Annotated in this window: 20 protein-coding genes; 9 read left to right on the top strand and 11 right to left on the bottom strand. The window is 46.4% G+C overall.

The features are described from left to right. The 7 genes from HUK38_RS08765 to HUK38_RS08735 all read left to right on the top strand — a co-directional run. Positions 1–284: hypothetical protein (locus HUK38_RS08765; protein WP_182583949.1), on the top strand; the 284-nt coding region annotated here is incomplete at its 5' end. A 65-nt stretch (positions 285–349) separates the two neighbouring features. Next, complete coding sequence (locus HUK38_RS08760; protein ID WP_182583948.1) at positions 350–568, top strand: type II toxin-antitoxin system HicB family antitoxin; 219 nt, start codon at positions 350–352, stop codon at positions 566–568. A 1-nt stretch (position 569) separates the two neighbouring features. Further along, positions 570–767 carry a type II toxin-antitoxin system HicA family toxin gene (locus tag HUK38_RS08755; protein WP_238787544.1) on the top strand — a complete coding sequence of 66 codons (198 nt, stop codon included), beginning with the start codon at positions 570–572 and terminating at the stop codon, positions 765–767. A gap of 171 nt (positions 768–938) precedes the next feature. Further along, on the top strand, positions 939–1148 hold the full coding sequence (locus HUK38_RS08750; RefSeq protein WP_182583946.1) for a type II toxin-antitoxin system HicB family antitoxin: 210 nt from the start codon (positions 939–941) through the stop codon (positions 1146–1148). Then, a complete protein-coding gene (locus HUK38_RS08745; RefSeq protein WP_182583945.1) occupies positions 1145–1360 on the top strand; it encodes a type II toxin-antitoxin system HicA family toxin in 216 nt (71 codons plus the stop codon). The genes HUK38_RS08750 and HUK38_RS08745 overlap by 4 nt, the downstream gene beginning before the upstream one ends. Positions 1361–1571: 211 nt before the next feature. Further along, complete coding sequence (locus HUK38_RS08740; protein ID WP_182583944.1) at positions 1572–1778, top strand: DUF1902 domain-containing protein; 207 nt, start codon at positions 1572–1574, stop codon at positions 1776–1778. Positions 1779–2462: 684 nt separating this feature from the next. Then, positions 2463–3416, top strand: a complete 954-nt coding sequence (locus tag HUK38_RS08735) for a GDP-mannose 4,6-dehydratase (protein ID WP_182583943.1) — start codon at positions 2463–2465, stop codon at positions 3414–3416. Between the two features lie 116 nt (positions 3417–3532). Here the strand turns inward: HUK38_RS08735 and rpoZ are convergent, their stop codons facing one another. Beyond that, complete coding sequence (gene rpoZ, locus HUK38_RS08730) at positions 3533–3811, bottom strand: DNA-directed RNA polymerase subunit omega (RefSeq protein ID WP_182583942.1); 279 nt, start codon at positions 3809–3811, stop codon at positions 3533–3535. A gap of 86 nt (positions 3812–3897) precedes the next feature. On the opposite strand from rpoZ, the gene HUK38_RS08725 reads away from it, so the two are divergent. Continuing rightward, positions 3898–5127 (top strand): hypothetical protein, encoded by a 1230-nt coding sequence (locus HUK38_RS08725; RefSeq protein ID WP_202985529.1) that lies wholly within the window; start codon positions 3898–3900, stop codon positions 5125–5127. 88 nt (positions 5128–5215) lie between these two features. Continuing rightward, entirely contained in the window at positions 5216–5848 is a 633-nt protein-coding gene (locus HUK38_RS08720) for a hypothetical protein (RefSeq protein WP_182583941.1), read from the top strand. 93 nt (positions 5849–5941) lie between these two features. Here HUK38_RS08720 and HUK38_RS08715 read toward each other — a convergent pair whose 3' ends face one another. The 10 genes from HUK38_RS08715 to HUK38_RS08670 form a co-directional block, all read right to left on the bottom strand. Continuing rightward, positions 5942–6718, bottom strand: a complete 777-nt coding sequence (locus tag HUK38_RS08715) for a class I SAM-dependent methyltransferase (protein ID WP_182583940.1) — start codon at positions 6716–6718, stop codon at positions 5942–5944. Continuing rightward, entirely contained in the window at positions 6715–7056 is a 342-nt protein-coding gene (locus HUK38_RS08710; RefSeq protein WP_182583939.1) for a nucleotidyltransferase family protein, read from the bottom strand. The genes HUK38_RS08715 and HUK38_RS08710 overlap by 4 nt, the downstream gene beginning before the upstream one ends. Beyond that, positions 7053–7466, bottom strand: coding sequence for an HI0074 family nucleotidyltransferase substrate-binding subunit (locus tag HUK38_RS08705; RefSeq protein WP_182583938.1), 414 nt, complete (start codon positions 7464–7466; stop codon positions 7053–7055). Before HUK38_RS08705 ends, HUK38_RS08710 begins: the two co-directional genes overlap by 4 nt. A 47-nt stretch (positions 7467–7513) precedes the next feature. Further along, the gene (gene tsaD / locus HUK38_RS08700) at positions 7514–8557 is read right to left on the bottom strand and encodes a tRNA (adenosine(37)-N6)-threonylcarbamoyltransferase complex transferase subunit TsaD (RefSeq protein WP_182583937.1); all 1044 of its coding nucleotides are present in this window, start codon (positions 8555–8557) and stop codon (positions 7514–7516) included. A 67-nt stretch (positions 8558–8624) separates the two neighbouring features. Continuing rightward, positions 8625–8903 (bottom strand): DUF2442 domain-containing protein, encoded by a 279-nt coding sequence (locus tag HUK38_RS08695; RefSeq protein ID WP_182583936.1) that lies wholly within the window; start codon positions 8901–8903, stop codon positions 8625–8627. 15 nt (positions 8904–8918) lie between these two features. Beyond that, positions 8919–9167 carry a DUF4160 domain-containing protein gene (locus HUK38_RS08690; protein ID WP_182583935.1) on the bottom strand — a complete coding sequence of 83 codons (249 nt, stop codon included), beginning with the start codon at positions 9165–9167 and terminating at the stop codon, positions 8919–8921. A 128-nt stretch (positions 9168–9295) separates the two neighbouring features. Further along, positions 9296–9628, bottom strand: a complete 333-nt coding sequence (locus HUK38_RS08685; RefSeq protein WP_182583934.1) for a DUF1840 domain-containing protein — start codon at positions 9626–9628, stop codon at positions 9296–9298. Between the two features lie 3 nt (positions 9629–9631). Then, entirely contained in the window at positions 9632–10225 is a 594-nt protein-coding gene (locus HUK38_RS08680) for a DUF3782 domain-containing protein (RefSeq protein ID WP_182583933.1), read from the bottom strand. Between the two features lie 114 nt (positions 10226–10339). Then, positions 10340–10624 carry a NadS family protein gene (nadS, locus tag HUK38_RS08675; protein ID WP_182583932.1) on the bottom strand — a complete coding sequence of 95 codons (285 nt, stop codon included), beginning with the start codon at positions 10622–10624 and terminating at the stop codon, positions 10340–10342. Then, a complete protein-coding gene (locus HUK38_RS08670) occupies positions 10611–10958 on the bottom strand; it encodes a type II toxin-antitoxin system RelE/ParE family toxin (RefSeq protein WP_182583931.1) in 348 nt (115 codons plus the stop codon). Before HUK38_RS08670 ends, nadS begins: the two co-directional genes overlap by 14 nt. Positions 10959–10980 lie beyond the last annotated feature (22 nt).

Below are 10980 nucleotides of genomic sequence, written 5' to 3'. Positions count from 1 at the left end.
TCGATCCCGCGTTTAATCCGATTGTCACTCGCGCCGCGCAATTGATTTGCACCACACCGGCGTTTGATTCATTAGCGGCGGCGGTGGGTTTGCACTCGCATCGTGACGGCGTGACTGATTCAACTAAACGGGCAACGCTGCGCGCTGAATTAGACGGGTTAATTGCGCATTTGTATGGCTTAACTGAATTAGAATTCGCCCATGTTTTATCCACCTTTCCATTGGTGGCGGATGACATTAAAACGGCGGCAATGGGGGCGTATCGGGTATTAAAAACACTGTAGATTGCATGACGGCGTCATGCCACAGAGATTGCCAGTTTATTAAAACTACTTCGCAGAGAAACAACATGAAAGTCACTGTTATCATTGAAAAAGACGCAGATGGTTATTACGCATTCTGCCCCGCTCTGCAGGGTTGCCATTCACAAGGTGATTCATTAGATGAGGTCTTGGCGAATATCAAAGAGGCAATTGAACTGTATTTAGAAACGCTCTCAGAAGCAGAGAAAATGCGTTGTTTGAATCAAAACAGTTTTGCGGCGATTTTGGAGGTGAATGTTGCCTAAAATGCCAAGATTGACTGCAGAACAAGCAGAACAATTATTACTCCGAGCGGGATTTCAATATGTCAGATGTAAAGGCAGTCATAAAATCTATCAAAGAGCGGCAGAGATGTTTGTTGTGCCTTGTCATACCGGCAGAGTTTTACATCCAAAAATTACTAAAGATTTAATTGAAATGATCGGTAAAAATAGCGGCGCGTAGTGGATTGCTCGCGCACCGCTCCGCAATCAATTCATCGCCAATTGGGCAAGCCAACCTAATACATTTCTATTGGCGGCGGATGAAATTAAGTCGGCGGCGATGGGGGCGTATCGGGTAAGCATTTGAAAAGGTCCCGCAGTTTATTGAGATTAACAACTATGAGGAATAGCAATGGAATTAACTATTGAATATGAACAGGAAATTGACGGTCGCTGGCTCGCCGACATCCCCGCATTACCCGGCGTGTTGGTGTATGGTGATTCATTACCAGAGGCAATGATAAAAGCCGAGATTTTAGCCTTGCGCGTTTTAGCCGAGCGATTAGAACAGGGTGAACATCAGCCGCAACCAATTCACATTACATTTACGGCCGCGGCATGAATCATTGGCCAGCGACTAAAGCAAAACGCCTATTAACCGCATTAAAACGGATTGGTTGGAGTATTAAACGGCAGTCTGGTTCACATAAAACATTAGCGCGGAACGGTTGGCAAGATGTTGTTTTTGCATTTCACGATAATGAAGAAATTGGCCCGCGTATGTTGGCGCGTATTGCGAAACAGACGGGATTATCACCGCAGGATTTGCAATAACACTTGACCGCGGCCGATTCTGCGTTTAATTCACCACCAATTGGGCAAGCCAACATTTTCGCTTTTGATTAAATCCCCCCAACCCCCCTTTTCCAAAGCAGGGCTAATAAAAATGTTGGGTTGTGTGCCGTTTGGATTGGTTATTTATGATGAACACCGCGCACGGCACACAACCCAACCTACGCGGCTTTCCGCTTTAAGAGCAATCAACATGTATTACGAAATTTGTATTGAATGGGATGCAGAAGCACAGGTTTGGTATATTGAAGATAGCACGGTACCGGGATTGGTTGGCGAAGCAGCAACATTAGATGCGATGATGCTGCTATTAAAAACGCGAGTCCCTGAAATGCTGGCAGAGAATGGCTGTCCAACCGATGGCTCCATTCCATTACGGACGACACAATTAGCAGCGTAGGGTGGGTTGACAGCGCACCGCTCCGCAATCAATTCATCACCAATTAGGCAGACCAACATTTCCCGCGTTTGATTAAATCCCCCAAACCCCGGCTAATAAAAATGGTTAATTCAATTGAATGGGCGGGCAGGGCTACGCGGCTTATACACGAATGAATCGGGCAAGCGGTTGGGGGATTAATAACTTTGCCGACCTGATGTTATTTTCCCGCTTGACAGCTTTTATTATTCGGTGAATAATTATCAGGTCACTGGCAATTGGTGATACAGGATTAGTCTCCCAGTGTAGTTCTGGCAGACAATTTATTAAGTTCTTAATGTACACTTTAATTTTTAATGTACACTTTAATTTGCTATGGGCAAACCGTGTGTGGGCATCTTTAAGATGCACCCGCTATTCGTAACCCCGTCCTTTATATTGTTGTTTTTTAAATAAAACAAGTGCCATCAATGATGATAAACTGCGTGATGCTTTTCTAGTATTTATTGACATAGCCAAAGCGGGTGGATTGGTTGGCAATCAACTAATTTTAAGTGCCGACAATGCCGTTCGGGTATTAACCGGCATCAGTCCATTCAATCAACTCTTAATTCTCTGATACGCATGAAGCTGGCAAGCGGTTGAATTGTTTAATCAATTCAACTTACGCATCTTTTTTACCATTCACACAGGTAATCACCCAAAATGAAACGAGCGCTTATTTTCGGCATTTCGGGACAAGACGGCGCATATCTAGCGCAATTATTATTAGATAAAGGTTATCATGTCGTCGGCACCTCCCGCGATGCAGAATTATCCAGTTTTGGCAATCTCACTCGCTTGGGTATTCGAGAGCAGGTCACTTGTTTATCGGCGGCTATTAATGACTTTCGCAGCACCTTGAGCGCTATTACGCAAGCGGAACCGGATGAAATCTATAATCTCGCTGGGCAAAGTTCAGTCGGTTTATCATTCCAACAACCGGCGGAAACGCATGAAAGTATTAACGTCGGAACGCTGAATTTATTAGAAGTGTTGCGGTTTATTGGCGGCAAACCACGCTTTTATAATGCGTCATCGAGTGAATGTTTTGGTGACACCGGCGATCATCCAGCAAATGAAAATACGCCATTTCGCCCGCGCAGTCCTTATGCAGTGGCGAAAGCATCGGCATTTTGGCAAGTGGCTAATTACCGCGAGGCATATCATTTATTTGTCTGTTCCGGCATTTTGTTTAACCATGAATCACCATTACGCCCACCGCGTTTTGTTACGCGCAAAATCATTTCAACGGCAGTACGAATTGCGGCGGGGTCGGGTGAAACATTGCAAATCGGCAATATTGATATTGTGCGTGATTGGGGATGGGCGCCTGAATACGTCGATGCCATGTGGCGCATGTTGCAACAGGAATACGCGGAGGATTATGTCATTGCCACCGGGCGCTCCAGTTCATTGCGCGAGTTCATTGCCAGTGTCTTCGCGCAATTGGGATGTGATTGGGAGCGGCATACGCAAGTTGATCCGACGTTATTTCGCCCAACTGATATTCGCGTCAGCCGTGCTAATCCCACCAAAGCCTATCAACGGTTGCATTGGTGCGCCGAAAAAGATTTGAATGCCATTACTCGCGCTATGATTGAAGCGGAAGCGCGCTAGTGGATTAAAAATCCTGTCATAGGGGCGCGTTGTCAGTGCGAGCGCAGCGCTCAATTTTAATTGACTTAATTAAAATTTCGCAGGCGCTGCCCACCGAATAACAGGATCACATTCGATCAATCTTCATGCTCGGCGGCGGCGGCGGCTTCTTCCGCGATTTGACGAGCGCGCAACGCGGCGGTTGCCCGATCCACTTCGGCAACCGTCTCTTGGCGAATTAAACCTGCGCCAATTTCGCGTAATGCTAATACCGTTGGTTTATCGCGTTCTTTATCACGCGGTAATAAGGATGCGACGCCGTTGGCCAATTGCCGAGCGCGGCGGCTGGCTAATAAAACGAGATTAAAACGATTATCCACATGGTTTAAACAATCTTCAACGGTAACACGCGCCATTAGTATTCTCCAATTCATCATTTCTTTATTAAATCAGTTCCGAATGACAATTATACGCTAATTGTCACCTTGACTAGGACAACTCAATGCCCACTCGCACTTGCCAGTTTCTGTTATTAGCGGCGTTGATCGCCACCACCGCGTTTGCCCACGCCGCCAAAACCTCCGCTATCAATCCCGCCACCCCGGCGCCGGCGCGTTTTGCGGTGCGCGACGGCGGCATCGTGGATCACTGGCGGAATGCCGCGCCCGTCCAATTTCGCGGGATTGGCTATTCACCGTATTTGCGCGGCGAATCACCAGTGCTGCACACGCCGCTGCCAAACGACGGGCGCTATGCCACGCATCTGCGTCAAGTGCTTGATTTGAATGCTAATTATCTGCACGTTTTTCCGCAGCGGATGCCGCCGGCATTTTTCGCCGCACTCGACGCCGCCGACCTGTTGTATGGACAGGACATGTGGGTTAAACAACAAGCGGACGATTTTTTAGACGCGGCGACGCAGGCGGATATTTTGGCCAAAATTCGCGCCACGATTGACCACACCTACGCGGTTGGGCGGCCGGATCGGTTGGTGCTGTTTTCCATTGGTGATGAACTCAATCCTCGGGCAATTGCGCAAACGGATCGCCTGCACCCGCAAGTGCATGATTTTACTGGAAAACATTTGCGCGTCACCGGCCGCACCCCGACCGAAATTGCGCTGGCACAACTGATTGATGCGGCAATGGAGTACGAATTAACCCGCTATGGGCAGCGGCATTTGTACTGTCATACCAGTTTTACGCACGTCGGGCCGCTGGTGCGCCCGGATTTAGACGTGCCACCCGCCAGCGCGCTGCTGCCGGATTTAGCCGATCTGGTGTGTCTAAATGTATACACCTACGCTCGCGGTGTTGTTACTTCGCCACGCGGTGCAGTGACCGGCACATCCTATCAAGGGTATTTAGATGAATTGACCGCAATAACGAATAAACCTATTTTCATTACGCAAGTGGGATTTTCTACTTCGCCCTATGAACCTAAACCCTGGGTACCGGGTTTTGGTGGTCATCGCGTGGCAGATGTGCCGAATAAACTGCGCGCCGTGTGGCAAGATATTCATACCGCTAAACATCACGAACGTATAATTGGTGTGGCGGTATTTGAATTGCATGATGAATGGTGGAAAAGTGGCGATACATTAGATGATCCGCAAATACGATTTGATGGCGACCCGGAGGAATGGTTTGGTCTTTATGCGCTCGATAATAAAATGCGTTTAATACCAAAAGGCGCAATTGCGGATGCAGTGCGAGAAATTTTTGGGCGCTAACAGGCTCACGACGAACGGGAATTAGCATATTTTAATAGAATCACGAAAACCGCAAACCTGTATATTCAATTAATGTAGGCAACTAACGATGTCAAATATCCATGCAAAAATTTTGCGCCTACTATTCGCTGGGTGGATCATACTATCTTTCTTAATTGGTGGCGTTGTGTTTTATTTGGAAATGGAAAAGATAGATGATCGCATTTTAGAACTTGCAACACAGGAAGCGGCTACTTTTACCAGCGATATTGTGAATCGGTTACGCTTTGCTGATCAAACACACCCGGATCTTTTAGAACAGCTTCGCTTAAAGGCGGTACGTTTTTTAGAAAAGAATTTCGTCATGATTGAATTGTACAACAGTGTTAAACAAAAAATTTTAGAACAAACAGATACTAATTTTGAATTTGTCGAAACAGAACTAAACAAGTATGCGCATACATTTCCGCTTGAAAATAAATTGCAGTATGACAAGTTTTATATTCATCAACACATTTATGTGCAAGTTTTATTGCCACTTAAAAATACACAAGGCGAGTTGTCTGGGTATTTTGAGGGCGTCTATCAGGTAGATAGCACCGTCCTCACTCAAATTCGTAATGACGTAATCTACAGTTTAGCATTAGTTTTCGTGGTGATTTTTGTCACTTCAATAATGCTTTATCCATTGATTATTTCTTTGAACAGTGATCTGCTTAAATTGCTGTCAAGTCCCGGTTGATTAAATGTTGGATTGCCACAGGCCGCAACCCAACTTACGCGGCTGTCCTGGGAATGAGTAGCGGCAATTGCTACATGCGCGCCGCTTTAATGACTAATACGTTTTGCCAATATAAAACACATAGCCATAATAGGCTTTATATTGCGCGTACAATTGCGCCTCGCGGCGTTCATTCGTCACCAATTGCATTGCCATCTCATTGTGCGGATATTTGCGTAAAAACGCCTCTTGCGCGGCAATTTGCGGTAAATAAAACTGCTCTGTCCAACACGTTTCCGGCAATACAAACGTAGCGATAGGCAGATAACCCGCCGCCTGCATTTGCGCCACTTTATTCGGGATCGTATCAATACCGGGATAAGCATCTTGCCAAAATGCGTTAATCTCATCCGGGCGCTGCGGTGTGAACCACGACGCCTCGGAAACTGCAATAAAACTACCAGTTTTTAATAGTGGTCGCCATTCATTGAGTCCACGCTCAAAACCGATGTTATAAATCGCGCCTTCAGACCAAATCACATCCAAACTGCCATTGGCAAATGGCAAGCGTTTGGTCATATCACCAACGATGCCGTGGACGCGATCTTGATAATGCAAACGGCGGGCGTTGGCATTAAACAGGTCAATAAACTTAGGAAATAAATCAATTCCAACAATGTGACCAGCTGTGTATTCGGCCAATACCATCGTTTGACCACCAGTGCCGCAGCCAATGTCGGCAATCTGTGCATTGGGTGTGAGTGTGTCAATAAATTGCAACGCTTGTAACGTCACTGTGCGACTGCCCGGCCCCTGTCGTTCTAAACCGGCGAAATACTCGCAAATCAATTGAAAATCGAATTCATGGATCGAGGAATGGTCATCGCTCATAGTGTAATACTCTCTTTTCCATTCTTCATTGCCGCCACCACCACGACTTTTTGGCGCTGAATGATCTCCCGAAATGACGCGCTGGTCGCTGCCCAATCAATCACATCTACTCGGTAGGGCAAATCTGATTCGGAAAACTCATCTGCCAATACCGCGCTCACCTCTAATGATAATGGCTGCTCAGTCATAATTGCCAAATCAAGATCAGAATAGCGCCGCGCCGTGCCGCGAGCGCGTGAACCGAATACCCAAATCATTAACTGCGGGACATGCCGTTGCAAAATGCTATGCACGATTTGCCAATGATCTGGTTGAATATCAATAGGCGGGGTATTCATTGCAACCGCTCGCGCAATTGATCGCGTAAATAACGTGCTTCTAATAAAAACTGCGGAATCTCAGCCACCACGGCCAGTGCAATACTTTCATCATAGGTGTGGCTGGTTTTAGCGCGCATATCACGATAGCGCCGCCACGCTGGCCACTCACCCAACAATAGCCCCTGTTCATTCCCCGCACGAATTAACTCTTGAAATGCGATTTGCGCATACAATGCCGGCGTCGGCGAAATCATTGCTAAATAACGCTTGAGCAGTTTATGACTAATTTCATAAGTGAACTCAAAGCGTTGAATTAAGCCATCGCGGATTTGTAAATCACTCACGTCCTGTTGATAACGCCCCCACCCTTCATCCAAACGCTGTACCGCTCTGTCTAATGCACTGATGTCAAGTTGTTGGTCGTTCATAGCATGTATTCACTCAGTGATTTGCTCGGTTAAATACACAGATCAATTCAGATTGCATCCGCCGTTTTAATTGGTGGCAAACTGTCTAACGCCCAGCGCGGATGCACTTGAAATGACAGTGGTTCTAATTGACCAGCGCATAAGCGCAACCACCCGGCATACGCAATCATCGCCCCATTATCGGTACAAAACTCAGCGCGTGGATAAAAGGTTTCGCCGCCAACTGCAGCAATGGCCAATTGCATTCGTTCACGCAAACGTTGATTGGCACTGACACCACCCGCTAATACCAGGCGCGTTAATCCCGTCTGTGCTAATGCGCGCCGGCATTTAATAATTAACGTCTCCACCACAGCCTCTTCAAATGCCCGCGCAATATCCGCCCGCATTTGTTCATTATCAGTGCGCGTGAGTTGCTCTTCACGCCACGCGGTCAAGGTATGCGTTTTTAATCCACTAAAACTAAAGTCTAATCCCGGCCGATCAGTCATTGGGCGTGGAAAACGATAGCGATTCGGATCACCCCGCGTTGCCAATTGGGCTAATAACGCGCCGCCCGGATACGGTAAACCTAATACTTTAGCGGTTTTATCAAATGCCTCGCCGGCCGCGTCATCTAATGATTCACCCAATAATTGATACTTGCCCAAGTCATGCACGGCAATCAATTGCGTATGACCGCCGGAAACTAATAACGCCACGAATGGAAACGCGGGGGCGGGTGATTCAAGATGCGCGGCGAGTAAATGACCTTCTAAATGATGTACGCCAATAGCTGGAATACCCGCCGCCCAGGCTAAACTCCGCCCGAGCGCCGCGCCGACTAATAACGCGCCAATTAACCCGGGGCCGGCGGTATAGGCGACGCCGTTAATATCTGACCAATTCAATTGCGCGGCAGTTAAAGTTTGTTGAATGAGTGGCACGGCGCGATTTAAATGATCGCGGGCGGCCAATTCAGGCACGACACCGCCGTATTCGGCATGTAATGCGACTTGGCTGTATAAATGATGTGCTAATAAGCCGCCGTCGCTGGCATAAATGGCAATGCCGGTTTCATCGCAGGAAGTTTCAATACCTAAAACGCGCATGAGTGGTCTCGTGAGTTTCTTTATAATAAAAAGTGGGAATAAATAAATCATACCATATAGCGGCTGCTTAATCGCCGTGACTTATTTCATCGTTACTCCAATTCGGCACCCGCCCGGTTAAACATTGGTAAAGTAATTCTGGTGATAAATCAAAACCACATTCCCACGCCAAGGTTGGCCAATCATCTAAATAAAACTGACGGAATTGTTCAATATCCTGTAATGGTTTGGCTTGTGGATAACGGCGCACAATCTCAGCAAGATTGACTTCACCTGCTTCGCCGGTATTAAACCGTAACCATACACAGAAATCGTGACAATATTTGGCTTCTTGTAAAGCAATCATTATGTATTTTTATTCCTAAACTAATGGTTCAATACGCGAAAACTGTTTTGTTTCCCACATGTCAAGTAGTTCCTGGGTGTGCAACTCTGCCCATTCAGAAACCAGCCCTCGCACTTTTGCTGGTAATTGCCCATCTAAGATATTTAATTCTCGAATAGACATAACAGCACGATAGTCGTTGTAACGTATATGAAAGTGTGGAGGATTATGTTCATCAAAATACATGGTAATTACAATACCAAGAAAACGACAAATTTCAGGCATGAGTGTTTTATCTCAAATATAATTAATCAGGTAGCGATTTTGGTTTATATTCAACCCCATGTCATGCAAGGCATAGAAGCATTTATTGATCGTTCCCACGCGCCAGCGTGGGAACGCCGCCGTCATTTTTAATAATCCCACAACACATTTTTATTGCGCGCCTGTGCTGCTTCTAATAATTGAATTAACGGCAAAGCCCGGTGCGCTAAACTCACGCTGTTTAATTGCGCGTCGGCCAATTCACGCGGGCTATGATGATGCGCAGGGTGCGGCGGATTTAATGGCCGTTCGGGATTAGCCGCGACCGCGGCGCGTAATTGCGTTAATGCGGCGGGAATATCTTCCGCTAATAAAGCGCCGGAAATGTGGCCGCTGTGTCCCATCATGTTTAATAATGCAATGGCAACGTCACCAAACATGATGATGTCGGCATGAGCGTCGGTTTTGAATGTGACTAACATGATTCACCATTCCTGTGGTACGAATTGTTCATTATTCAAAATATCCAAGTTTTCACCGTTTGGGGCAATGACAAATAAGCCTTTGCGATAGGCGTATTTGGCGACGTTTTCGGGAATGACCATTGCAGCCACCGCACCTAAAATCCGTTTATGTGCATAATCATCTGACAGCTGTTTTAATTTGCCCAACCGCTCGATATGATCGTTGACATCATCCAGTGATAGTTCACTTTTGCATTCAATCCCAATCACCGTTTGTCCATTGGCAACCATTAAATCAATTTCTACACCATCATTGGCTTTTTTGATATTCACTCGTTGCTGAACTTGATTGACTGCAATGCCCCGCTCTTGAAATAAGCGCAGCGCGGCTGGACGCACGGATTCTTCAATAAACTCGCCTAGCCGATTACCTAATCGCCCAATTGCTTTATTCACTTCGGCGATTTTTTTATCAGTTTCCCGAAATTGCCGCTCAGTTTCCTGAAAACGTCGTTCAGTTTCCTCTGCCATTGCTTTCAATTGTCGTTCAGTGGCTTTGCGATCTTCGGCAATTTCACGAAATAAATTGAGGATGTCTTCATAGGTTGTGGTCATTACAGCCCTGCCATTGTGTGACTTGCGGGAGCAATTATTCCATTGCTTACCCGGCAAGTTGGTCATTGATTGGAGTGCGATTGTCAACTCAATTAAACTATTACGCAGCAAGAGTTAATGTGCTGCCAGTTCTTGGAAATAATCCGGTTTCTTTTGAATAGTCGCTAATACTTTAGCGGCCAGTCCGGACGGCTTGCGCCGCTGGCTTTCCCAACTCTTGATGGTATCAATGCTGGTGCCAAGAGCGCTGGCGAATTCACTTTGTGAGACATTTAATTGGGCGCGAATGGCTTTGACATCAATCACTTCATGGCGGGTGACGCGACTGGCAGATTGACGACCTTGCTGAATTGCAACGGCTTCTTCTAAAGAGTTTTGAAGGTCATTAAATAGACTCATGGTGTGCCTCGCTGTGTAATTGTTTCGTGAGTTTCTTTAGCGCCGCTTTTTCTGCGGATGTTAGATTTTCTTTTTGACGCTTGGCGTAAGCTGCAATGAGGTAAATGGTTTGGGATGTTGCTAAGAAATAGATCACTCTAGCGCCACCGCTTTTGCCGCAAATACCAGTTGCCATGCGAATTTTTCTTAATCCACCGGTGTCTTTAATTAAATCACCTTTTTCAGGCTGTTCGATCAGTTCACGCTGAAGTTGCTGCATTTCATCATCTGTAGCGATTGCCTGAATTTGATGCGTAAAGATGCTGGTTTCAATAAACTCGATGGTCTGAATCAACGCAAAACCCAACTAAATCTAC

Source organism: Thiospirillum jenense, from assembly GCF_014145225.1.
Taxonomy (GTDB): Bacteria; Pseudomonadota; Gammaproteobacteria; order Chromatiales; family Chromatiaceae; genus Thiospirillum; species Thiospirillum jenense.
Note: the sequence above shows the minus strand (reverse complement) of the source record. Positions and strands in the feature narration are given on the sequence as shown.

Excerpts from the sequence above, each read along its gene's own strand:
- HUK38_RS08760 (WP_182583948.1), top strand. The coding sequence starts at position 350 with ATGAAAGTCACTGTTATCATTGAAAAAGACGCAGATGGTTATTACGCA.
- HUK38_RS08755 (WP_238787544.1), top strand. The coding sequence starts at position 570 with ATGCCAAGATTGACTGCAGAACAAGCAGAACAATTATTACTCCGAGCG.
- HUK38_RS08750 (WP_182583946.1), top strand. The coding sequence starts at position 939 with ATGGAATTAACTATTGAATATGAACAGGAAATTGACGGTCGCTGGCTC.
- HUK38_RS08745 (WP_182583945.1), top strand. The coding sequence starts at position 1,145 with ATGAATCATTGGCCAGCGACTAAAGCAAAACGCCTATTAACCGCATTA.
- HUK38_RS08740 (WP_182583944.1), top strand. The coding sequence starts at position 1,572 with ATGTATTACGAAATTTGTATTGAATGGGATGCAGAAGCACAGGTTTGG.
- HUK38_RS08735 (WP_182583943.1), top strand. The coding sequence starts at position 2,463 with ATGAAACGAGCGCTTATTTTCGGCATTTCGGGACAAGACGGCGCATAT.
- rpoZ (WP_182583942.1), bottom strand. The coding sequence starts at position 3,811 with ATGGCGCGTGTTACCGTTGAAGATTGTTTAAACCATGTGGATAATCGT.
- HUK38_RS08725 (WP_202985529.1), top strand. The coding sequence starts at position 3,898 with ATGCCCACTCGCACTTGCCAGTTTCTGTTATTAGCGGCGTTGATCGCC.
- HUK38_RS08720 (WP_182583941.1), top strand. The coding sequence starts at position 5,216 with ATGTCAAATATCCATGCAAAAATTTTGCGCCTACTATTCGCTGGGTGG.
- HUK38_RS08715 (WP_182583940.1), bottom strand. The coding sequence starts at position 6,718 with ATGAGCGATGACCATTCCTCGATCCATGAATTCGATTTTCAATTGATT.
- HUK38_RS08710 (WP_182583939.1), bottom strand. The coding sequence starts at position 7,056 with ATGAATACCCCGCCTATTGATATTCAACCAGATCATTGGCAAATCGTG.
- HUK38_RS08705 (WP_182583938.1), bottom strand. The coding sequence starts at position 7,466 with ATGAACGACCAACAACTTGACATCAGTGCATTAGACAGAGCGGTACAG.
- tsaD (WP_182583937.1), bottom strand. The coding sequence starts at position 8,557 with ATGCGCGTTTTAGGTATTGAAACTTCCTGCGATGAAACCGGCATTGCC.
- HUK38_RS08695 (WP_182583936.1), bottom strand. The coding sequence starts at position 8,903 with ATGATTGCTTTACAAGAAGCCAAATATTGTCACGATTTCTGTGTATGG.
- HUK38_RS08690 (WP_182583935.1), bottom strand. The coding sequence starts at position 9,167 with ATGCCTGAAATTTGTCGTTTTCTTGGTATTGTAATTACCATGTATTTT.
- HUK38_RS08685 (WP_182583934.1), bottom strand. The coding sequence starts at position 9,628 with ATGTTAGTCACATTCAAAACCGACGCTCATGCCGACATCATCATGTTT.
- HUK38_RS08680 (WP_182583933.1), bottom strand. The coding sequence starts at position 10,225 with ATGACCACAACCTATGAAGACATCCTCAATTTATTTCGTGAAATTGCC.
- nadS (WP_182583932.1), bottom strand. The coding sequence starts at position 10,624 with ATGAGTCTATTTAATGACCTTCAAAACTCTTTAGAAGAAGCCGTTGCA.